The organism is Methylophilus sp. VKM B-3414 (assembly GCF_032248435.1).
Classification (GTDB): Bacteria; Pseudomonadota; Gammaproteobacteria; order Burkholderiales; family Methylophilaceae; genus Methylophilus; species Methylophilus glucosoxydans.
In genome coordinates this window covers 207,152-229,521 of the sequence record NZ_JAVTLI010000010.1, presented here as the reverse complement: position 1 = coordinate 229,521, position 22,370 = coordinate 207,152, and the positions used below count along the sequence as shown (strand labels likewise).

General features: G+C 50.1%; 22 protein-coding genes. 10 read left to right on the top strand and 12 right to left on the bottom strand.

What is annotated here, in order from left to right:
- Positions 1 to 20: 20 nt before the first annotated feature.
- Genes Q9292_RS10945 through Q9292_RS10925 form a run of 5 tightly spaced genes read right to left on the bottom strand, consistent with a single transcriptional unit; the run spans position 21 to position 4,440 of the window.
- On the bottom strand, positions 21 to 560 hold the full coding sequence (locus tag Q9292_RS10945) for a hypothetical protein (RefSeq protein ID WP_194747843.1): 540 nt from the start codon (positions 558 to 560) through the stop codon (positions 21 to 23).
- The gene (locus Q9292_RS10940; protein ID WP_194747841.1) at positions 545 to 1,531 is read right to left on the bottom strand and encodes a vWA domain-containing protein; all 987 of its coding nucleotides are present in this window, start codon (positions 1,529 to 1,531) and stop codon (positions 545 to 547) included. Before Q9292_RS10940 ends, Q9292_RS10945 begins: the two co-directional genes overlap by 16 nt.
- The gene (locus Q9292_RS10935; protein ID WP_313987923.1) at positions 1,531 to 2,511 is read right to left on the bottom strand and encodes a hypothetical protein; all 981 of its coding nucleotides are present in this window, start codon (positions 2,509 to 2,511) and stop codon (positions 1,531 to 1,533) included. The genes Q9292_RS10940 and Q9292_RS10935 overlap by 1 nt, the downstream gene beginning before the upstream one ends.
- A gap of 12 nt (positions 2,512 to 2,523) precedes the next feature.
- Complete coding sequence (locus tag Q9292_RS10930) at positions 2,524 to 3,381, bottom strand: DUF58 domain-containing protein (RefSeq protein ID WP_194747837.1); 858 nt, start codon at positions 3,379 to 3,381, stop codon at positions 2,524 to 2,526.
- A 42-nt stretch (positions 3,382 to 3,423) separates the two neighbouring features.
- Positions 3,424 to 4,440, bottom strand: a complete 1,017-nt coding sequence (locus Q9292_RS10925) for a MoxR family ATPase (RefSeq protein ID WP_313987919.1) — start codon at positions 4,438 to 4,440, stop codon at positions 3,424 to 3,426.
- A gap of 267 nt (positions 4,441 to 4,707) precedes the next feature.
- Here Q9292_RS10925 and fabA point away from each other — a divergent pair, with 267 nt between their 5' ends.
- Together fabA and fabB are read left to right on the top strand one after the other, a co-directional pair.
- Positions 4,708 to 5,223: a 3-hydroxyacyl-[acyl-carrier-protein] dehydratase FabA gene (fabA, locus tag Q9292_RS10920; RefSeq protein WP_194747833.1), complete on the top strand. Its 516-nt coding sequence runs from the start codon at positions 4,708 to 4,710 to the stop codon at positions 5,221 to 5,223.
- Between the two features lie 53 nt (positions 5,224 to 5,276).
- A complete protein-coding gene (gene fabB / locus Q9292_RS10915; RefSeq protein ID WP_313987915.1) occupies positions 5,277 to 6,503 on the top strand; it encodes a beta-ketoacyl-ACP synthase I in 1,227 nt (408 codons plus the stop codon).
- A gap of 78 nt (positions 6,504 to 6,581) precedes the next feature.
- Here fabB and Q9292_RS10910 read toward each other — a convergent pair whose 3' ends face one another.
- Positions 6,582 to 7,079: a type II secretion system protein gene (locus Q9292_RS10910; RefSeq protein WP_194747830.1), complete on the bottom strand. Its 498-nt coding sequence runs from the start codon at positions 7,077 to 7,079 to the stop codon at positions 6,582 to 6,584.
- A gap of 79 nt (positions 7,080 to 7,158) precedes the next feature.
- On the opposite strand from Q9292_RS10910, the gene Q9292_RS10905 reads away from it, so the two are divergent.
- Positions 7,159 to 7,704 (top strand): DUF1439 domain-containing protein, encoded by a 546-nt coding sequence (locus Q9292_RS10905; RefSeq protein WP_313987912.1) that lies wholly within the window; start codon positions 7,159 to 7,161, stop codon positions 7,702 to 7,704.
- Between the two features lie 4 nt (positions 7,705 to 7,708).
- Here the strand turns inward: Q9292_RS10905 and Q9292_RS10900 are convergent, their stop codons facing one another.
- A complete protein-coding gene (locus Q9292_RS10900) occupies positions 7,709 to 8,101 on the bottom strand; it encodes an Mth938-like domain-containing protein (RefSeq protein WP_313987909.1) in 393 nt (130 codons plus the stop codon).
- A gap of 160 nt (positions 8,102 to 8,261) precedes the next feature.
- Here Q9292_RS10900 and Q9292_RS10895 point away from each other — a divergent pair, with 160 nt between their 5' ends.
- The 5 genes from Q9292_RS10895 (at position 8,262) to Q9292_RS10875 (ending at position 13,837) form a co-directional block, all read left to right on the top strand.
- Positions 8,262 to 9,488 (top strand): pyridoxal phosphate-dependent aminotransferase, encoded by a 1,227-nt coding sequence (locus Q9292_RS10895; protein ID WP_275355510.1) that lies wholly within the window; start codon positions 8,262 to 8,264, stop codon positions 9,486 to 9,488.
- A 42-nt stretch (positions 9,489 to 9,530) separates the two neighbouring features.
- Positions 9,531 to 10,844, top strand: coding sequence for a homoserine dehydrogenase (locus Q9292_RS10890; RefSeq protein ID WP_313987904.1), 1,314 nt, complete (start codon positions 9,531 to 9,533; stop codon positions 10,842 to 10,844).
- Between the two features lie 44 nt (positions 10,845 to 10,888).
- The gene (gene thrC, locus Q9292_RS10885) at positions 10,889 to 12,322 is read left to right on the top strand and encodes a threonine synthase (RefSeq protein WP_275355506.1); all 1,434 of its coding nucleotides are present in this window, start codon (positions 10,889 to 10,891) and stop codon (positions 12,320 to 12,322) included.
- Positions 12,323 to 12,340: 18 nt separating this feature from the next.
- Positions 12,341 to 13,135: a thymidylate synthase gene (locus tag Q9292_RS10880; RefSeq protein WP_275355504.1), complete on the top strand. Its 795-nt coding sequence runs from the start codon at positions 12,341 to 12,343 to the stop codon at positions 13,133 to 13,135.
- Positions 13,136 to 13,309: 174 nt separating this feature from the next.
- Complete coding sequence (locus tag Q9292_RS10875; RefSeq protein WP_194747819.1) at positions 13,310 to 13,837, top strand: PepSY domain-containing protein; 528 nt, start codon at positions 13,310 to 13,312, stop codon at positions 13,835 to 13,837.
- A gap of 369 nt (positions 13,838 to 14,206) precedes the next feature.
- Here Q9292_RS10875 and Q9292_RS10870 read toward each other — a convergent pair whose 3' ends face one another.
- The gene (locus Q9292_RS10870; protein ID WP_313987897.1) at positions 14,207 to 15,313 is read right to left on the bottom strand and encodes a GntR family transcriptional regulator; all 1,107 of its coding nucleotides are present in this window, start codon (positions 15,311 to 15,313) and stop codon (positions 14,207 to 14,209) included.
- 347 nt (positions 15,314 to 15,660) lie between these two features.
- Between Q9292_RS10870 and Q9292_RS10865 the strand changes: the two genes are divergently transcribed.
- The gene (locus Q9292_RS10865; RefSeq protein ID WP_313987894.1) at positions 15,661 to 17,529 is read left to right on the top strand and encodes a PQQ-dependent dehydrogenase, methanol/ethanol family; all 1,869 of its coding nucleotides are present in this window, start codon (positions 15,661 to 15,663) and stop codon (positions 17,527 to 17,529) included.
- A gap of 112 nt (positions 17,530 to 17,641) precedes the next feature.
- On the opposite strand, the gene rsgA is transcribed toward Q9292_RS10865, so the two are convergent.
- From rsgA to Q9292_RS10850, 3 genes are read right to left on the bottom strand one after another with little or no spacing between them, the layout of a single operon-like run.
- Complete coding sequence (rsgA, locus tag Q9292_RS10860) at positions 17,642 to 18,517, bottom strand: ribosome small subunit-dependent GTPase A (protein ID WP_313987891.1); 876 nt, start codon at positions 18,515 to 18,517, stop codon at positions 17,642 to 17,644.
- Between the two features lies 1 nt (position 18,518).
- On the bottom strand, positions 18,519 to 18,818 hold the full coding sequence (locus tag Q9292_RS10855) for a cytochrome c (protein WP_313987888.1): 300 nt from the start codon (positions 18,816 to 18,818) through the stop codon (positions 18,519 to 18,521).
- Complete coding sequence (locus Q9292_RS10850; RefSeq protein WP_313987885.1) at positions 18,815 to 20,062, bottom strand: M48 family metallopeptidase; 1,248 nt, start codon at positions 20,060 to 20,062, stop codon at positions 18,815 to 18,817. Before Q9292_RS10850 ends, Q9292_RS10855 begins: the two co-directional genes overlap by 4 nt.
- A gap of 99 nt (positions 20,063 to 20,161) precedes the next feature.
- Between Q9292_RS10850 and orn the strand changes: the two genes are divergently transcribed.
- Positions 20,162 to 20,746, top strand: coding sequence for an oligoribonuclease (orn, locus tag Q9292_RS10845; protein WP_275355495.1), 585 nt, complete (start codon positions 20,162 to 20,164; stop codon positions 20,744 to 20,746).
- Between the two features lie 139 nt (positions 20,747 to 20,885).
- On the opposite strand, the gene glgA is transcribed toward orn, so the two are convergent.
- The gene (gene glgA / locus Q9292_RS10840; RefSeq protein ID WP_313987880.1) at positions 20,886 to 22,343 is read right to left on the bottom strand and encodes a glycogen synthase GlgA; all 1,458 of its coding nucleotides are present in this window, start codon (positions 22,341 to 22,343) and stop codon (positions 20,886 to 20,888) included.
- Between the last annotated feature and the right edge of the window lie 27 nt (positions 22,344 to 22,370).

The window sequence follows — 22,370 nt, the reverse complement described above, 5'->3', positions numbered from 1 at the left end:
CCAGAGAAAATCGCCGCCTGTTATGGCAATCCGTTGGGAATGTTGCCCATGATCAACCCGGGATTGTCAGATTCGCCTACACCTGGCGTGGGTTTTTCTGGCAGCAAGCCAAGAACGCGGTCATAGTTGCGGCGTGTGCCCCAGTTGCTGTTATCTGCTTTGAGCGCTGATTTATAAGAGGTGGCCGCTTGCGACAACAGGTATTCAATCTCATCACGTGTGCTGTTGTCATTGCCGCCCGTCATTTGGATTGCACGCATGAAAAACATATTACCCACATTGTGCAGAATGGCCGCGCGCTGACTGGCATTGGCTTGTTCGATGAGCTTGGTAAACAAAAGTGTGGACTCCTTGTAACGCTCATTTTTGCCTAACCAGTAGGCGACTGCATACTTGGCTTCGAAACTTTGCTGGTCCGTTTGTGGACTTTTAGCTGTCGCCACGGCCTGATTAAAGGCTTCGACTTGCTTGATACGTTGCCAGCTGTAGGCGATGGTGCCCGCGGCCAAGACCGCAACAACGACCAGTCCAATCACAAGTTTATTTACGCTGAGCGCCATGTATGAATCTCCAAATATTTAACCGCCAGCAAGAGTGCAATCATGACGAAAGCCACCCAGTAACACACATTGGTGTAATCATGGCCGGGGATTTTTTCCAGATATTGAATCGGTTTTTTTTCTTTGCTGTTGATATCGGCAATCGCCGCTTCCAGTGACTTGGGATCTGCGGCTTCATAGGCGCTAAACGGGGTACGCAGTGTCTGGAAGAACTGATACAGCAACACTTCGGTTGGCATGGGGCCGTCGTAGCCACTGGCCGTATATTTGGGATCGAAGATGGTAATGCCACCTGGCTGGCGCAATACAATCCAGTACAAGCCGATGTTATAGCGTTGCAGCCAGTCACGCAGCTTCTGTTGCACCATGTCACTGACGCGTCCTGCACCATCAGAAATCAGGATAATCACGCGAGAGCCGGAGTCCGGCATATCCTTGAACAATTCAACCGCACTGGTCAAACCGCCGCCAATATTGGTTTGAAACAGCGAGTTGCCGGCAGTCGCCTGAATGGCAGACAAAATCGCTTCTTTATTTTCAGTCAGCGGTAACACATACATGGCTGAGTTACTAAAGGTAATCAGACCCATCATGTCGTTTTGGCGGCTTTGCACAAATTTGGTCATGATACGTGCGGCTGCGACCGATTTGGTTTCACCAACATTGCCATCTTTGTCTCCGGCAAACGGGTCGTCCATACTCGCGCTGCGGTCCAGCACCAGGCCGATCTGCGCACCTATGCCGGTACGCTCCACCTGTTGCTCCAGACTATGTGGGCCGGCCAGACCCAAAATAATGAAGACGATGCTAATGACGGCCAAGACCTTGAGTAAAAAACCGATGGTTTTGGACAGCGGGTCCGGTGGCAACAGGCTCACCCAGGAGTAATGTTTACTATGGGAACGATCTAGCAATAATGGTAATAGCGCCAAGGGGAGTGCCCACAACAGCCACGGATGGGTAAAAGCCATTATGCATGTACCTCTGGCTTCAAGCCGCGTTCGCAGTCGCGCATGTGCCTACAGAATTTTTTCAGCCATTCACGTGGTGGGATGCCCAGCTCCAGCGGGGTGCTGGCGTCAAAAAATACTTGGCGAGACAAGGCAAAAAAACGTTCAATTTCTGGCCTGGCAGGGGTAAAACCAGGTTTTTGCTGCAAGAAATGCTCGATACCATTACCAAATACGCTGTGCCCCGCCACCTGATGCAAGGCTTCATGTACGGTGGAAATGGCCTGTTGCAGACCTTGCGCGTCGTCCGGCAGTTTGCCAAGCTTGCGGTAGGCCTTGGCAAAAGCACCACCCATGCGCGGTAACCAGGTATTGGCCGCCAAAATATAGACTAAGCCCAGCAAACAGACGGCCAGCACACCAGTCGCCACCTTTAGCGCCAGCCATTCTTTGTCGGCATGCAGTTTCAAGGGGGCGACAAACGGGCTCATTTCATTCTTCAGGTTGACTTCGCCATACACGGACAGTGGTGAGGTCCTGAAGTTAAACGAGGGCATGCGGAATTGCTTGATGTCCTGACTGCCTTGCTGGCGTAGCTTGACGATTTCGCCTCTGAGGATGGCGGGCTTGACCACGCGACCAGATTTGAAGACCTGATATTCTAGGTGTATCGTATACACGGTCTGCTGTCGCTCATGGGCTTCCTCCATGTCAATCGCCGTCAATTCAATGCCAGAAACCTGGCCGCGGTAACGGTGCTCATAACCGACAATCGGCAGCGACTCCTTGATCAATTCGTAAGGTTGCTTGACGGTCAGGATCATGGTCCGTTGCAGCTTGTCACCGACGAAAAAGCCGGCATCGCGGGTCGGGTTGATTTCCTGGACACTGACAAATTTATTGTCAACGGATGGCAAAATTACATCGGCAACACTGTTGAGTGAGGCAGACAACAGGCTGGCCGCTAACACTAAAGATAAAAGATGGTGGCGCGCTTTCATGGGTCGCTTTCCTCAGGCAGGCACGTATTGATGGAAGTATTCGGTCAGTAAATCGGCATCGAATTGGTCTTCCACAAAAAAGGGCTGCATATCAAATCTCATAAAAATATCTTCAATGGCCTGGCGACGGGCCGCGAACGCTTCCAGGATGCGTTGACGGTAGGAGGCACGTAAAAACAGCGTGCGCCGCTCGCCGGTTTCAGGGTCATTGATACTGGTGATGCCAAATTCCGGCAACTGCTTGTATTCAGTGCTATTCCATAACACGACTGGCACAATATGATGACGAAGCATGAGCACCAGCGCGGCTTCCAGTTGTTCCAGCGGCATATGGAAATCGGACACCATGAAAATCAGGGATCGCTCGCGTGGTAACAACCTGACGCTTTCCAGCAGGGCGGCGGCACCGACCTCATTGGGTAAATGGTTTTCAAGGCGGTCAGCCAGGTCAAACATGCTGTGTGGCCGTGAAGACAACGTAGACAGCCACGCGTCATGCAAATCATCATCAAAGCCGATAAAGCCAACAGGATCCGTATTGCGGCAAGCCGATTGGGCGACCGAGCGGGTGATTTCAGCCGCAGTCACCAGTTTGGTATGCGGTGTGCCGTATTGCATGGAGCCAGACATATCACACAGGACAAACACAGGCGTGGCGCTTTTCTGGTTAAAGATACGCACATACACCTGCTCCATGGGGTCACGTATGGTTTGGCGGATGTCAATCCGGCGCGGGTCAGGATAGGACAGCAGCGTGGTATGACCGCGAAACTCCATCCCCATGCCACGCTGATTGCTCTTGTGGCGGCCAGGGCGACGTGCGCGCGAACGCCAGCCGATGTGGTAGCTGAATTCCTTAATTGTCTGCATCACTTTTCAGCACTCGTTATTTGTGAATTCGTACACCATCCGTTAAGGGGCAGCGATTGCGTGAACGATACCAGACAGCAATTCGCGGGCGATTTCAGTCCGGCGCATTTCGTAGACCGGGCTAAAGACCAGGCGGTGGGCAATGGTTTCATGGAACACGGCATGGATATCTTCCGGTATCACTGCAGCGCGGTTATTGAGCCAGGCATTGACGCGGGCGGCACGCAGCAGCATACCCATCCCGCGCGGGCTTGCGCCACTCAGTACCAGGCGCTTCATGTCTACGTTGGAGACCTTGACGCCATAGGCAACCGGATCTTTGGTGGCCAGCCACAGGTCAAGTGCATATTTGCGCAGGGCAGGGCTGGCCTGAATGTTTTCCTGGATTACCTTGGCAAAACTGTTTAGCTGGTCAAACTGGAGGATGTCGGCTGGCACATTTGAAATCAGTTGGTCTACATCATGAAAGCGCGTATCAAAAATCAGGGATTCCATAATGTCGTGTGCAGGCGGCACCACGATTGGAATTTCCATCATGAAACGGTCGCGCGCTGCTGAAGGAATATCAAAGGTTTCTTCACGCTCTACCTGGTTGCGGTCAGCAAACACCAGCATGTGCGGGAAATAATGTTCTTTGTTAAACGCGGTCAGTGTCCGTTCCGCCATCACGCGCAACATGAGGGAGTGCACTTGTGGCCGCGCGCGGTTGATCTCGTTAAAGAAGAAGATCGACAAGTCCTGGCCTGACATCAGCAGCGGACCGGGGCTGACATGAGGTTTGCCATCTTCGCCCAAATAAGTGTGATACACCAAATCATTCGGCATCAGGTCTATGGTGCCTTCAATTCGCTGGTAGCCACCGCCAATGCCACGGGTGAATGCGCGCAGCAAGGTGGTTTTGCCGACGCCCACATCACCTTCCAGCAGCACATGGCCACGCGCAAACACGGCCGTGGTAATCAGGCGTACCGGGGTTTCCTGACCGACGACCACTTTGTTGACTTCTGACTCGAGTGTGAGCGCATGGGTACGCCAATCGTTGAGTTGTTGTTCTTGCATGCCTGATTTCCTGATGATTTGAATGTATTAAGTGATTCTGATTGTAACTAAATTGTAACTTTAACGGGGTGAAAAAATCACGAATCCTTTTTTAAACCCCGTCAGACAGCCGGTTTTTAATATGTAAAATTCAGTAACAATTTTGGGAATGTTACCTGTGTTTTGAAGAAAAGTATACAGGTCTGTATAGTCTTTGCGTGACAAAAGGCTTTCACTAAACGCAATTTCCGGCGAAAATATTGTTTTATACTAAAAATCTAAAAATACATGACTAGAAAAAGTAGTTTCAGTAAAGAGGAGTTGCTGTCTTGCGGTCGCGGCGAAATGTTTGGTGAAGGCAACGCGCAATTGCCACTGCCTCCTATGCTGATGTTTGACCGGATCGTAAAGATTTCTGATGAAGGTGGAAAATATGGCCAGGGCGAAATTATTGCTGAGCTGGATATCCGTCCTGACCTGTGGTTTTTTGAATGCCACTTCACCGGAGACCCTGTGATGCCAGGCTGTTTGGGTCTGGATGCGATGTGGCAGCTGGTAGGCTTTTTTCTGGGTTGGAAAGGTGGGCCTGGACGTGGCCGCGCGCTGGGTTCAGGCGAGGTGAAGTTTACCGGTCAAGTCCTGCCCAAGGCCAAGTTGGTGCGTTATCACATTGATTTAAAACGCGTGATCATGCGCAAACTGGTGATGGGGATTGCAGATGCACGGATGGAGGTGGATGGTCGTGAGATTTATTCTGCCAGCGATTTGCGTGTTGGGCTGTTTACCACCACAGACAATTTTTAGTACGGATCATTTTTAGTATTCGTGACCGTTTTTTGAAGTTTAAGGGAGGCGCAATGCGTCGCGTAGTGATTACAGGATTTGGTATCGTATCAAGTCTCGGTAATAACAAACAAGAAGTGCTGGAGAGCCTGAAAGCCGGGCGCTCTGGCATAAGCTATCAGCCGGAGTATGCCGAGCGCGGTTTGCGCTCGCACGTGGCGGGTTCGATTAAAAATTTGGATATCGAAGCCCTGATTGACCGTAAGTTGTTGCGTTTTATGGCCAAAGGCCATGCTTATGCCTGGTTGGCCATGCAGGAAGCGATTGCTGATGCGCAACTGCCAGCGGAACTGGTGTCCAATGTGCGTACCGGCCTTATTGTCGGTGCCGGGGGGACCTCCACCGAGAGTATGCTGGAAGGCACCAATACACTGGCCGAAAAAGGGATTCGTCGTGTGGGACCTTACATGGTCACCAAAACCATGAGCAGTGGCATTGCTGCCTGCTTGGCGACCGGGGCGAAAATCAAGGGCGTCAATTACGGTATCAGCTCTGCCTGTTCAACCAGTGCACACTGTATCGGCGCCGGTGTAGAGCAAATTCAATTGGGTAAACAGGATATTGTGTTTGCTGGCGGCGGCGAAGAAGAGCACTGGACCATGAGTTATCTGTTTGATGCCATGGGCGCCTTGTCGAGCAAGTATAACGAGACGCCTGAAAAAGCTTCCCGTACTTACGATGTGGATAGAGATGGGTTTGTCATCTCCGGTGGAGGCGGCATTGTCGTGCTTGAAGAGTACGAACATGCCAAAGCCCGCGGTGCGCAGATTTATGCTGAAGTGATCGGTTACGGGGCAACCTCTGATGGCTACGACATGGTCGCCCCTAGTGGCGAGGGGGCGGTGCGGTGTATGCAACAAGCCCTGCAAGGGATTAGTCCGGACGAGATTGATTACATCAATACGCATGGCACCAGTACCCCGGTTGGTGATACCAAAGAGCTTGAAGCCATTCGCGCTGTTTTTGGCACGCAAAGCCGGGCAGCGATTGCCTCCACCAAATCACTGTCTGGTCATGCGCTTGGGGCCGCCGGTGTCAATGAAGCCATTTATACCTTGCTGATGATGCAGCACGGATTTATTGCGGCCTCTGCCAATATTGATCATCTGGACCCGGCGGCTGAGGGCTTGAATATTGTGCGTCAGGCCATTCCATCTGCCAAGGTGCAAACCGCACTTTCAAACAGCTTTGGTTTTGGTGGCACCAACGCCACATTGACCTTGTCAACCAAACATCTTTAAGCTTGGGTTGAGCTGTGAATAGCCGTGTGTGATTTCAACACACGGCTTTTTTATTTTTGGCGCTTGTTGGAGGTGTTATTAGCAACCGCTGCTGTCTGTCTGGATCGTCAGGGGCTGAGTGCTGTTTGCACCAGAGGTCAGGATATATTCCAGCTTGCAGTGTGCGCTGTTTCTGGCCCCTTGCAAATAATAGGTGGCATGCTCACGATCTGACAGGGATGGCTGGATAGCAAATTTCCCAGTGTCTAGTAACTGGTTGAGGGTGCCTGCACCATCACTATTGCCCAGCCAGCCGACAGGATAGCTTTGGCTGAAGTAAATAACATTGCCCTCTATCGTAGTTGACGGTGCCACTTGCTGGCTGTCACATTGCGGGTCGGACATGCATACGCCTTTGGCCATGATGGCAGTCGCTTGTACGTTAGCTTTGAAGGCTGACAAGCTGGCTTGTCTGGCCTGTGAGTCGACCTGTGAAATACGTGCATAGGCAGTCACAGCCAGCGCTGATAGAATCAGCATGACCACAATCATTTCTACCAATGTAAATCCAGGCTGGAGGCGATGTTTAATTTCCATAGCGCACGATCTTATCGTATCCTCTGTGAAGTGTTTTCGATTTTTGTTGAATGTTACAAGTGTTAAATAGGGCTTACAAATGCGTCAATTAATCGGGCTTTGCCTCAGTGTTTTGCTAGTGTTACTCCTCTCGCACTGTGTGAGTCTGGGCGAGCGCACCTTGCATATTAATACGGCACAATTACAGCAAAAGTTGAATCGAAAACTGGAAAAACCGATCACACTCATGCGTATATTTCATCTTCAGCTTTCTAATGCACTCGTGTCGGTCGAGCCTGGCTCTGGCCGCATACATGCCTTGATGGATGCGAATGTCCGTAGCGATTTGCTGGCCAACTCTGCGACCGGCAAACTCGGTCTCTCTGGTTTGTTGCGGTTTGATCAGGCGCAACAGGCGGTGGTGCTGGATCAGCCTGAGGTGGATTCGTTACAGCTGGATGGTGCCGGCAGTGAGTGGAGCAACCTCGCCCAGCAGTTGGCTAAAGACATAGGTCGGCAATGGTTTAAGCAGGTCGTGCTATATGAAGTGAAGCCGGAAGATTTGAGTTATGCCGGGAGAAAGTATCAACCCGACCAGTTTAAAGTCACCCCGGATGGGCTAAGCGTGACGCTCAAGCCGCAGTAAGCGGCTAACTTGCGTCCGAGAGGTGTTTTTCAAGTAGCAGGGCAGCCACCACTTTTCTATTTTCTGCGCTCAAAATGTTGAAGGTACGGCAAGCGGCTGCAGTGGTCATGCATTCCACAGCGATCAGTTCAGATAAAAAGGGCTGCAGGTGTTTGGGGTGAATAAAGCGCTGTTTGTCTCCCGTCCCCAATAACACGACTTCTGGTTTGAACTCCAGAATGACTGATAAAGCTTGAGCGTCCAGCTTTTCCCATGGGCCATGAAACCAGTCAGTGCGCAGTGCTTGATCGCTGACAATGACTGGTTGTGGATAGCACTGCTGATTGATGGTGACCGCATCGCTATCGACGCCATGAATCTGGTATTGCTGTTCACCGGTATGCAGATGTAGTTTCATAAGTTTGAAGCTCAATTGTGAGGTGGCTGAATGTGCAAGGACTATCCAATCCAGACCCGATGCCGCGTACTAGGTTCATTGATGTAGCAAGGGTTTGCAGGTAGAATGAAAGTTTTACTTTAAGAGCTTAACACACGCCAGATGTGTTTGTTAATCCGCTATGCAGCCAGTCAATAAATCCAGCAAACTCAGTAATGTCTGTTACGACATCCGCGGCCCTGTATTACAGCGCGCACGCCAGATGGAGGAAGACGGGCAGCGCATTATCAAGCTGAATATCGGTAACCCGATGCCGTTCGGTTTCAACGCGCCAGAAGAAATTGTTCAGGACGTGATTCATAATATGGATCAGGCCTCTGGCTATACCGATTCCAAAGGGTTGTTTGCCGCACGTAAAGCCATCATGCATTACACCCAGCAAAAGAATATTACTGGCGTGACCATAGACGACATTATTATTGGCAACGGCGTGTCCGAGCTGATTGTCATGGCTATGCAAGGCTTGCTCAATAATGGTGACCAGATTCTGGTGCCCATGCCCGATTATCCACTGTGGACGGCGGCTGTCAATCTGGCGGGCGGCACCGCACGGCATTATGTGTGTGATGAGCAGTCTGGCTGGTTGCCTGACCTTGAGGATATTGAGAACAAAATCAATGCCAATACCAAAGGTATTGTGATTATCAACCCCAATAACCCCACCGGTGCCTTGTATCCTAAAGAGACGCTGGAAGGCATTATTGAGATCGCCCGCCATCACGGCCTGGTGATTTTTGCCGATGAAATTTACGACAAGGTCTTGTACGACGGCAATACACATACTTCGATTGCCTCTCTGGCCGATGACGTATTGTTTGTGACCTTCAATGGCTTGTCCAAGAACTACCGGGCTTGTGGCTACCGGTCTGGCTGGATGATTATCTCTGGCGATAAAAAAGATGCCAAGGACTACATCGAAGGCCTGAATATGCTGGCCTCAATGCGCTTATGCGCCAATGTGCCTGGCCAACTGGCGATCCAGACTGCGCTGGGTGGATATCAGAGTATCAACGACCTGGTGGCTCCCGGTGGCCGGCTGTGCAAACAGCGTGATCTGGCCTATGACATGTTGACCGCGATGCCGGGGGTGACCTGTGTCAAACCCCAGGCTGCCATGTATTTGTTCCCCAAGCTGGATGCCAATATGTATCCGATTGCGGATGACCAGCAATTTATTCTCGACTTGCTGCTCGAAGAAAAAGTGCTGCTGGTACAGGGGACCGGTTTTAACTGGAAGTCGCCAGACCACTTCCGTGTAGTCTTCCTGCCTAATGTGGACGACCTGACCGAGGCCATGACACGTATCGGGCGTTACCTTGATGGGTATCGAAAGAAACATTCAAAATAAAAGGTGTGCCAGTGGGCATGCCATCAATGGTGAGTATTAAGTATGAAAGAATTAAAAGTTGGATTGTTGGGCATAGGCACAGTAGGCGGTGGTACTTATACCGTGCTCACCCGTAACCAGGCGGAAATCGCGCGCCGGATTGGGGGCAATATCCGTATTGTGCAAGTGGCTGACCGCAATCTGGAGCTCGCCAAACAGGTCACGAATGGGCAGGTTGCACTGACTGACGACGCCTTTGCCGTGGTCAATAACCCGGAGATTGATGTGGTTGTCGAGTTGATCGGCGGCTACACCATTGCCAAGGAGTTGGTGCTGCAAGCCATTGCCAATGGCAAGCACGTGGTCACCGCCAACAAAGCCTTGCTGGCCGTGCATGGTCACGAAATTTTCAAAGCTGCGGCCGATAAAGGCGTGATCGTGGCGTTTGAGGCGGCGGTCGCAGGTGGTATCCCCATCATCAAGGCTTTACGTGAAGGCTTGAGTGCCAACAGAATCGAATGGGTGGCTGGCATTATTAATGGCACCACCAACTTTATCCTGAGCGAAATGCGTGACAAAGGCCTCGCCTTCGCAGATGTGCTCAAAGAAGCGCAGCGTCTGGGATATGCCGAGGCTGATCCGACGTTTGACGTCGAAGGCATTGATGCCGCACACAAGCTGACCATCATGGCCAGTATTGCGTTTGGCATGCCCATGCAGTTTGAACAAGCTTACACTGAGGGCATCACTCAACTCAGCATTCAAGATATTAGCTATGCGGCAGAGTTGGGCTACCGCGTTAAATTGCTGGGCATCAGCAAGAAAACCAGTGAGGGCGTCGAGTTGCGTGTGCATCCGACTTTGATCCCGGAAAAACGCCTGATTGCCAATGTCGACGGCGCCATGAATGCCGTTGTGGTGAAAGGCGATGCCGTTGGGCCTACCTTGTACTACGGCGCCGGTGCGGGCGCTGAGCCTACCGCGAGTGCTGTGGTGGCTGATTTAGTCGATATCGCTCGCTTGCAGGGCACGCAGGCCGAACAACGCGTGGCCTATTTGGGCTACCAGTTAGATCAGCAGCAAGCTTTGCCCGTGTTGCCGATTGCAGAAGTGTATTCTGATTACTACTTGCGTTTGCGTGCATCGGATAAACCCGGTGTCATGGCCGATTTGACCAAGATTCTGGCTGATCTGCAAATTTCGATTGATGCCATGCTGCAGAAAGAGCCCGCAGATGGGGAGTCAGAAGCGGATATCGTCATTCTGACCCATACCACCCAGGAAAAAACCATGGATACCGCGATCGCCCGTATCGAGGCCTTGCCCGCCTTGACTGGTAAAGTGACAAAAATCCGTGTCGAATCCTTGTCGCGCTAAGTCAGTCTAATGTTGACCCGGCCAAATTCAGTGAGTGTCATACAATGAAATATATCAGTACCCGCGGGCAATCGCCTGCTTTGAGTTTTAGTGAGATTTTGCTGGGTGGCCTGGCGCCAGACGGCGGCTTGTATCTGCCTGAGCAGTATCCGCAATTCAGCGATGCTGACCTCAATGCCATGCGTGGCATGAGTTACCGTGAGCTGGCGTTTGCGGTTTTGTCACGCTTGGTTGATGACAGTGATATTCCACACGCAGATCTCAAAGCCATTATTGATAAAACCTACCGGGCTGAAGTCTATCAATATGCGCGTGCTGGCCAAAATGCCGAGGACATTACACCTACACTCAAGCTCGAGGATAATCTCTACCTGCTGAGTCTCTCAAATGGGCCAACGCTGGCGTTTAAAGACATGGCGATGCAGCTGCTGGGCAACCTGTTTGAATACGTGCTGGAAAAAACTGGCCAGACCACCAATATTTTGGGCGCAACGTCCGGTGATACAGGCTCAGCGGCCGAATACGCCATGCGTGGCAAAAAAGGCGTGCGTGTCTTCATGCTATCGCCTTACCAGAAAATGAGCCGCTTCCAGACGGCGCAGATGTTCAGCCTGCAAGATAAAAACATCTTCAATATTGCGGTTAAAGGGGTATTTGATGATGCACAGGATATGGTCAAAGCCGTCTCAAATGATCATGCATTCAAGGCGCAATACAAAATCGGCGCAGTCAACTCCATTAACTGGGGGCGCATTGCAGCCCAAATTGTGTATTACTTCAAAGGCTATTTGGCTGTGACCACAAACAACAGCCAGAAGGTCAGCTTCACCGTGCCGAGTGGCAACTTTGGTAATGTCTGTGCAGGGCATATTGCGCGCATGATGGGCTTGCCCATTGATCAATTGATCGTTGCTACCAACGAAAATGATGTGCTGGACGAATTTTTCAATACCGGCGTTTATGCGCCGCGTGGTTCAGCCAATACTTATCATACCTCCAGCCCGTCCATGGATATCAGCAAAGCCTCCAACTTTGAGCGCTTTGTCTATGACTTGGTGGGGCAAGACAGCGCAAGGGTACGCGAGCTTTGGACCGCTGTGGATCATGGGGGCAAGTTTGACCTGAATGCAGATGGTTATTTTGAGAAAGTGGCTGACTTTGGGTTTGTTTCAGGCCATAGTAACCATGCCAACCGGATGCAAATCATACGCACTACCAAAGAAAAATATGGCGTGACTATTGATACGCATACTGCCGATGGCTTGAAAGTCGCTCTGGAACACCGTAAGCCAAATGTGCCCATGCTAGTATTGGAAACGGCATTGCCGGCCAAGTTTGAAGACGCCATCGTGGAAGCTCTAGGAGAAAAACCTGAGCGGCCAGCCAGCCTGCAAGGCCTGGAAGACTTGCCGCAAACCTCGACCGTCATGGACGTCAGTGTCGATGCGATTAAAGCATTTATCGTCGCCAATACCTAAATTAGCGGGAGCCTGTCTATGCAACAGTATCATGATTTACTGAACCACGTACTTGCGCATGGTCATGTCAAAACTGACCGCACCGGTACAGGCACGATCTCGGTGTTTGGCTATCAGATGCGCTTTAATCTGGCAGAAGGTTTTCCATTATTAACGACCAAAAAGGTACACCTGAAGTCGATTATTCATGAGCTCCTCTGGTTTTTGCAAGGCAGTACCAATATTGCCTATCTCAAGGAACAAGGCGTCACCATTTGGGATGAGTGGGCAGACGAACAAGGCAATCTCGGCCCGGTCTATGGTTATCAATGGCGCAATTGGCCCAAGCCGGATGGCAGTCATATTGACCAGATTTCGCAGGTTATAGAGCAGATCAAAAAGACCCCTGACTCTCGTCGCTTAATTGTGTCTGCCTGGAATGTGGCCGATGTTGAGCGGATGAAGTTGCCGCCATGCCATGCTTTTTTCCAGTTTTATGTGGCAGATGGCAAACTGTCCTGCCAGCTCTATCAGCGAAGTGCGGATATTTTTCTCGGCGTGCCGTTTAACATTGCCTCATATGCTTTGTTGACCATGATGGTCGCGCAGGTGTGTGATTTGCAGCTGGGGGATTTTGTGCATACGCTGGGCGATGCCCACATATACAGCAACCATATGGAGCAAGTCAAAGAGCAGCTTGCACGCACACCACGTGCCTTGCCTAACATGCGCATTAACCCGGCAGTTAACGATATTTTTGCCTTTAAGTTTGAAGATTTCACACTGGAAAACTACGATCCTTATCCTGCTATCAAGGCGCCAGTTGCGGTCTAAAGAGGCTGGTGAAGGGCGTGAAATGGTTGATTTAAACCATTTTGTTAATAAGGTGTAATATTTGCAAAACCCCTGTTTGTTTTTGATATCCTTTGCATCGTTGTGAATGTGTCAAGATGCGTCCCTAGCGCAGTCTTGCACGATGAGTTCATGACTTAATCTTAGGAGATCATTATGCAAATCAAAGCGTCATTCATCATTGCCGCTGTATGCGGTGTATTGTCAGCGCCAGCATTCGCTGACCATGAAACTATCAAACCAAAAGCCTACGACAGCCTGGGTAAGTGCGTAAAAGCGGCCTTGTCTGTGCATGATGGCAAAATTGTAAAAGTCGAAGCCAAATCTGAGCGCAAGCAATTGGTATACGAGTTTGATGTGCAGTCCAAAGACGGCACTGCTTGGGATATCGAGTGTAGCGCCAAAACAGGTAAAGTCACAGAAGTAGAGCAAGAAGTGACCGCGGATGACGAGAAATTCAAAGCCTTGGCTAAAGTTTCAGAAGCCGATGCCAAAGCCACAGCTCTGGCGGCGCATGCCGGTAAAGTGGTTGAAGTGGAGTATGAGCTTGAACCAGATGGCAAAGCCTCTTACGAATTTGATATCCTCGAAGCAGACAACGAAGAAGTCAAAGTTGAAGTTGATGCGACAACCGGTAAGATTGTGGAAACCAGCTACGAAGTGTACCAAATCGGTCAAGAGTAATTGGGTTGTGTCTGTCTCTCCGTGAGGCAGATCCAGTCTCAAAGGCAGAATAAAAAAGGCAGCGCAATTGCGTTGCCTTTTTTATTCTGACTAAGATCAATATGCAAGTTTGGGAGTGTCTACCCCGATACCGGCGGATATGCAGTCTGCTGGTATCGGTCCTAGTGATAGCTCACTCCCGGCTTGAACTTAGCATTTCTCATGCCAACTCTATAAATTCAATTTAACTCAATGTTTTAAAAATCTATTTTTAAAGTAAATAGGATTTTTTCCCGAAAATTTGGTGGTTATTAATAGCCGATTTTCGCCTTTGTTTGGTTCCTTTCAACCAATTTGGTGCGTGGCTGATTGCTTAGTGTGCGTTTTTGTTTAAGCCATGGTGCGATGTATTGTGGTCACCAGTTTTTTATACTCACCGCGTTTAATCAGGTCACTTTGCGCCAGCATATTCAAGAGCAACGGAGATTGTGAATGGGCGTCCATTTCATTCAAGAACTTGTCTGTGAATCCCAGATTGCTCGCCACATAGCAAATGTTGAACATCTCGCAAAAGGTACCATAGAGGCTGCCGAGTAGCAGGCTGCGTGCGTACTTTGCTGCTAGTGGCGGTTGATGCTCAAGGCCCAGGGGGAGGCGGCTACGCTGGTCATCAATGAGCAGCAGGCCATAATCGGACAATTTTTGTGCAATCAGGGTGTGCTCGGCTTCCAGGTGGTCTGGTGACACAATCTTGCTGCTATCACACCACACTGCGGATACCGGAAAATTGATGCAGTATTTTTCAACCTGATCAATAAACTGCTGAGTCTGGTTACATGCCATTTCAGGCAGTTTCATGACTGGAATACCGTGCTTTTTCAACGCGCGCTCCAACCCTGTCCCGACTTCGGCATCAATCAATACATAACCATGGGCTGCATCCAGATTGCAGAGGATCGCCTGTTGCAGGCCATGCCGCGCGCCACAGGCAATATGTTCCGGCGGCACCAGATAGCGCCGTTCATGTGCCAGCAAATTTGCCAGCAAATGCTTGAGATGATGCAAGCCCGTGACATCGTAATCTGCTTGCCGCAATTTGTGCAGATGCAATGCTGCCCGGCGCAGATGATGAATACTGCTTTTTTGGATCAGGCTTTCTATGTTGCTGGTTTCGGTGAGTGGTGCGGGAGATGACTGGCTCTGGCCCGCCATCACTTTGTCTGCTGAGCCGGCCCGTTTGGTGGTCTCGGCCACAAAAGTGCCGCGCTTGGGTTGAGTGTAGATCAGTCCTTGTGCAGAAAGCTCTTCGTATACGCGTGAAACCGTTTTTCGGTTGATCCCCAGGCGTTGCGCAATATCGCGTGAGCTGGGCAAGGGACTACCGCCTAACCAGTCACCTGCTTCTATCATAGACCTGAAGTGATCTATGAGTTGCTGATGTATGGAGGAAGGGGAATCTTTATCTAATACCAGTGAGTAATACCAGGGTCTCAGCACGTCTGCGTTTGCCTTATGTTCAAGAAAAGGGTGCCTGCACATCACATTGGGCACGCTTACCTGAAGGGCACACTAGGACATGGCCTTCCGTTACCAGATGATACAAAAAAAAAGCAATTCAATAAAGTTTTCGGAAAAATTCCCGCTCTGGCCCATGAATAAAACCTTAAACTGGCTGGCTGTCATGGGCGGTTATTTATATTACAGTTACAAGCGCTTAATAAAGTGACATATATCCGTTACAGGATGTTTCAGCTCTGGAAATCCTAGTGCCAGTGGCAACTTAAGCACCGCGCAATTGATGTTAACAATTGCTACCTTGTGATTATCTCGGAGATATAACTATCATGAAAATCAAAACTGCTTTTGGTATTGCTGCCAGCGTTGCGCTTGCCGTGCCAATGCTCGCATTCGCTGCTGCTGATCAAGAAGCTGCGATGAAAGATCCCAACAACTGGGCACATCCACGTGGTCAACATAATAACCAAGGCTACAGCGCTTTGGCACAAATCAACAAGGGCAACGTTAAAAACCTGAAAATGGCGTGGACATTCGCGACTGGTGTAAACCGTGGTCACGAAGGCTCTCCAGTCGTTGTTGGCAACATGATGTATATCGTGACTGCTTTCCCAAACAACGTGTACGCACTTGACCTGAACGACAACCAGAAAATCGTTTGGACCTATTTTCCTAAACAAGACCCAAGCGTACAAGCAGTATTGTGCTGTGACAACGTGACGCGTGGTCTGGGTTTTGGTGACGGTAAAATCTTCTTGCAACAAAACGACGGCATGCTGGTTGCTTTGGATGCAAAAACCGGTGCTAAAGTTTGGGATGTTAAAAACACTGATCCAAAAGTCGGTGCAACTAACACCAACGCACCACATGTGATCAAAGACAAAGTACTGACCGGTTGCTCAGGTGCTGAGTTCGGCGTACGTTGCTTTATCGCTGCATACAACCTGAAAGACGGTTCGCTGGCATGGAAAGCCTACTCTACAGGTCCTGACGCTGAAACACTGCACGACGCTAACACAAACAAAGATAACCCGCTTTACAACGCACTGTCTGTTTATCAAGACGTGAATGGTGGCAACAAAGAAGGCGGTTCTTTCAAGCGCTTGTCAGCTGACCAAATCAAAGGCGGCGAAAAAGAGTTGGGTACTCGTACCTGGTTGAAACCACAAGCGATTAAAGACGGCTGGCAACATGGTGGCGGTTCCGTATGGGGCTGGTGGCCATATGACGCACGTACAAACCTGGTTTACTACGGTGCGGGTAACCCATCCGTATGGAACCCAGATGTACGTCCAGGTGACAACAAATGGTCTATGACTGTGACTGCGCGTGATCTGGATACTGGTGTTGCTAAGTGGGCAATGCAAATGACACCACACGATGAGTGGGACTACGACGGTGTGAACGAAGTGATTCTGTTCGACAAAGGTGGCAAAACATACGCATGGCACCACGACCGTAACGGTTTTGCTTACACCTGGAACGCACTGACCGGTACTTTAATTGCCGCTGAAAAAGTACATCCATTCGTTAACTGGGCAAATGATGTAGACCTGAAAACAGGTGTGCCAAGCAAAGATGGCCGTTACTCAACACACCAGGACTATAATGCTAAGGGTATCTGCCCAGCAGCTTTGGGAACTAAAGACCAACAGCCAGCAGCCTACTCACCAAAAACCGGTTTGATGTACTCTCCACTGAACCACGTATGTATGACATACGAGCCCGTTGAGTCCAAATACGTTGCTGGTCAACCATGGGTTGGTGCGACACTGACCATGTTTGCTGGTCCAGACGGCGTGATGGGTGGTTTCGGTGCTTATGACCCAATGACCAACAAAAAAGTTTGGTACAACAAAGAGAAGTTCTCTGCTTGGAGTGGTGCTCTGACTACAGCTTCAGACATCGTGTTCTACGGTACATTGGATCGTTGGTTCAAGGCGGTTGATGCGAAAACCGGTAAAGAACTGTGGAAATTCCAAGTCGGTTCCGGTGCAATTGGTAACGCTTTCACTTACGGTAACAAAGGCAAGCAATACGTGGGTATCTTGTCTGGTATCGGTGGTTGGGCTGGTGTTGCGATGAACTTGGGCATGACGACTGACACAGACGCACTGGGTGCTGCTGGTGGTTACAAAGAGTTGACCAAGTACAACGCTGCGCCTGGCGGCGGTGCATTGAACGTATTCGCACTGTAATCAACTCAGCTTATGACCGATCAAGTCATTGGTCGGTTAAAAGACTAAACACCCTGCTTCGGCAGGGTGTTTTTTTGTATCTAACGCTGAGGAGTGTAGAAGATAACGGAGGTTAACCGTAGACTTGTACGCTATTTTCGCTACGGATTTGCTGGAATATTTGTAAGCGTTCGGGGGGGATGCTGCCTGCTTGGACAGCCTTCAGAATTGCGCAGTCTGGTTCGTGCGTATGCGTGCAATTATTGAATTTGCAGTGACCAATAAAAGGCCTGAACTCGACAAATGCATATTCAAGCTCGGTCTCATTAATATGATACAGCCCAAACTCCTGCAGGCCTGGCGAGTCAATAATGGCGCTGTCCTGATCAAGATGGTAGAGATGGGTGGCTGTCGTGGTGTGTTTGCCACTATCCAGTGTGGTACTGATCTCCTGTGTTTTGCTGCGTGCTTCAGGGAGTAGGCTATTGATAATCGTAGATTTTCCCATGCCAGATTGTCCTACCAGCACACTGGTATGACCTGCCAGCAACGGTTTCAGTGCCTCTACCGATTGCCGTGCATTGAGTTGCAAAGTGAGGTAGCCAAGCGCTGCATATTGCTCCAGCTTTTGTAGGGCTTGCGGGTTAGGCAAGTCACATTTGTTTAGCAGAATGACAGCCCGAATGCCAGCGGCTTCTGCAGCGACCAGGCAACGGTTGAGCAGGTCTTCATAAAAGCTTGGCTGTGTTGCCAGCACAATCAATATCTGGGTGACATTGGCTGCCAGCACTTTGCTTTTATAAGCATTGCTGCGATAGAGCAGGGTGGTCCGCTCTGCGGTTTTCTCGATGACGCCTTCATTGCTGGCAGTGAGGGTCACTGTGACGCGATCACCTGCTGCATTATCGACTTTTTTGCCACGCGTGACACAGCTAAGAATACGCCCATCGGGCAATTCTACGTTATAGCGCTTGCCATAGGCAGCGACAATCAGGCCTGGATACGACATGCTAGAAATGATAGTAGGTATGATTCAAGTACTGTACCACTTGCTGCTCTTCATCATCGAACCATTTAAGGTTGAGCATGGTATTACAGTTGGTGACTTGAGCTTTTAAACCATTGAAAGAACGCACTTTGCGGTAGTCACGTGTATAAATGCCGCTACCATCGCCGCCATAGCTGCTGGCATGACAACTGATGCAATGGGTGTCGATCAGTTTTTTTCCTGCTTGCAGCTGGGCTTCAGTTGCGCTTGCATCATGGCTGGCGAGCAATAAAGACCAACTGATCAGCAGGAGCGCTTTCATGCGTACGTTTGTAACTTGGCAATCCGCAGGCTCGCCGGTGGATGCGAGTCATAGAATGCAGAGTGGAGTGGATCCGGCGTCAACGTAGACGCATTGTCACGATACAGCTTGACCAGTGCATCAATCAGAAACTGTGGTCTGGATTGTTGTGCCGCGTAGTGGTCGGCTTCAAACTCATTGGTTCGGGAGTAAGCCGCCATGACTGGACGCAGAATAAACATGAAGACGGGCGAGACCAGCACGAACAACAGCAAAGCCATGTGGTTACTCGGTGCCGAAATCCCCAGCCCTGTAAAGAACCATTCCTGTCTGATCAGGTAACCCAATAACGCCAGTCCTAACAGGCTTAATCCAAACATCATGATAATGCGTTTAATGACATGCTGGTGTTTGAAGTGACCAAGCTCATGGGCCAACACCGCTTCAATTTCATCGGCACTGAGCTTTTCCAGCAAGGTGTCAAAGAACACAACACGTTTGTTTTTGCCAAAACCGGTGAAGTAGGCATTGCCATGACCAGAGCGGGTGGATCCATCCATCACAAACAAGCCTTGGCTGGCAAAGCCGCATTTTTGCAACAGGGCCTCAATACGTGCCTTAAGGGATTGATCCTGCATGGGCGTAAATTTGTTAAACAGTGGCGCAATCCAGATGGGATACACTGCCAGCATAAACAGGTTAAACGCACTCCAGATCAGCCACAGGTAGAGCCACCATAAGTCGCCAGCACCTTGCATAAGCCAGAGCGCGACAAACAAGATTGGTCCGCCCAGCATTAAGCCAACAACGGTGTGTTTAACCAGGTCACTAAAAAACATGCTGCGTGACATCTTGTTAAAGCCAAATTTCTCATCGACTTTAAAAGTCTGAATGTAATCAAACGGCAGGGTGGCTGCACCCGAGATCAACATGGCCGAGCAAATGACCAGTGCACCACGAATGATTTCATGGTCAGGCAGCCATTGTTGCCAGGCCTGATCTAGCAGTTGTAAAACGCCGCCTAGCGTGAGTGCCAGCAAAATCAATGACTCCATGACGGTTTCACTCAGGCGCAGTTTTACCTTGGCGGTCGTATAGTCTGCAGCGCGTTGATGTGCCTCCAGGCTGATTGTTTGACTAAAGGCAGCAGGCACTTGTGCACGATGTTGCTGGATATGGCGAATATGGCGCAAGCCCAGCCAGACACGTACTGCCAAGCTGATTACAATCACAGCGACAAAAATTTGAGTAAATAATCCGGACATAACAGTAATGAGGATGAATGATTTCAGTTAGCTATTTTGATGGATTTAACTCCACCTTGTTCACTGAACTGAATATAATGTTTCATTTTAATGGAAATCATGACGAGAGGCACACAATTGGCAACTAATCAGGACAATTTAATCTGGCTGGATATGGAGATGAGCGGTTTACTGCCTGACACGGACCGCATTCTGGAATTAGCTGCCGTCGTCACCGATGCACAATTAAATGTGATTGCAGAGTCCCCTGTGCTGGTCATTCATCAGTCTGATGCAGTACTCGATGGAATGGATGCCTGGAATAAAGGCACGCATGGCCGGAGTGGCTTGATTGATAAGGTCAAGGCATCGACCCTGGATGAAGAAGCGGCAACAGATGCCATGCTGGCATTCTTGAAAGAGCATGTGCCTGCAGGCAAGTCGCCGATGTGTGGCAATTCCATCTGCCAGGACAGACGCTTTATGGCGCGTTACATGCCACGCCTGGAGTCATTTTTCCATTACCGCAATCTTGATGTAAGCGTGTTTAAAGAGTTATCACGTCGCTGGCGCCCGGATATTTATGCGGGATTTAAAAAAGCCAGCCGTCACGAAGCCCTGGCGGATATTTATGAGTCGATTGATGAGCTCAAGTATTACCGCGAACACTTTTTGAATATGACACCACCTGCGGCTGCTGAATAATCGACTGAGTCTGAATTCAGGCAAAAAAAAGACGCCTATTCGGCGTCTTGAGGGAGGAGAAGTTAGCTTTGGAGAAGCTTGATTAGTAATAAGCAGCTTCCGTGCCAACTTCTCCTTTTTGTCTCTCTGGCTTTAAAAATCAGGCTTTTGGGCTTGAAAGCACGTTTTGGTACAGCGTTTGATAGTGTTGGGCGCTGGTTTCCCAGCTCACATCCTGTTGCATCGCTTGCCGTTGCAGCTGTTGCCACTGACCAGAATTGGCATAAACCTGTATCGCAGTTTGTAATGTGACCAAAAGTGTCGATGCGTCATTGTCAGCCATGACCCATCCAGTCATCGTGCCGGGAACTCCTTGTGCATTGATTTCGCCGCCATGCACTGAGTCTGCCAGTCCACCAGTATTGGCGACTACCGGAATCGTGCCATATCGCAAGCCATACATCTGGTTCAGCCCGCAGGGCTCAAACCGCGAGGGCATGACAAAAATATCGGTACCGGCCATGATACGGTGCGAGAGTGGCTCGTTATAGCCGATGGTCACGGCCACTTGTCCAGGATAGCGTTGCATTAAACTCAGATACTGCCGTTGCATGCTGGCCTCACCACTGCCAAGCACGGCTAATTGACAACCGCTGCCAAGCAGTGAGTCAGCAATCTCGATCAGCATATCCAGCCCTTTTTGATAGGTGAGGCGACTAACGACCCCCAATAGTGGCGTATCTGCTTGCTGACGCAGTCCTAATTCTGCCTGCAAGGCTTGCTTGATCGCTTGCTTGCCGGATAACGCACTGGCAGTGTAGTGTGCTGGTAAGTAAGGGTCTTGTGCGGGATTCCAGATTTCGGTATCGATGCCATTCAAAATCCCGGTTAAATCTGCCGCACGATGCTGCAGCAAGCCTTGAAAACCAAAACCAAACTGATCGGTTTGAATTTCACGAGCATAGGTTGGGCTGACGGTTGATAAAGCATCGGCGTAAAACAGGCCGGACTTCATGAATGAGACCTGGCCATAAAACTCGTAGCCTTCTGCCTGATAGTCCTCAAGGTTGAGGGTTAATCGATAGCGCCAGTCAGCATGAAAGTTGCCTTGAAACGCCAGGTTGTGGATGCTGAACACGGACTTGGCCTGACTGCCCATTTGCTTGAGGTAGTAGGGTGTTAATCCAGTTTGCCAGTCATTGCAATGGACGATCTCTGGCTGCCAGGCCTGCAGCATGTTAGGCATCGCCAGCATAGCTGCCACTTTTGACAACACCCCAAACCGCAACGGGTTATCTTCCCACTCCCCATGAAGCGGGTGATGGTAAGGGCCGCCATCCCGGTCATAGAGCGCAGGGCAGTCTATGAGCAGCAAGGGGATATTGGTGCCTGGTAACAAAGTTTTGTAGAGCTCGCAGCGGATATCATGGAGGGGCTGTAAGCTGCCCAAGTGTTTGGGTGAACTACATTGCGCCAGCATGCCACGATAAGCCGGTAACAGAATTTGAATCTCTGTGTCACTGCTAGCGAGGGCGGTGGGGAGTGCACCACTGACGTCTGCCAAACCACCTGTTTTGATTAACGGGAAAACTTCTGAAGTAACGAATAGTAAACGCAAGGCAATCTCTTTAAATCAACGGGCGGT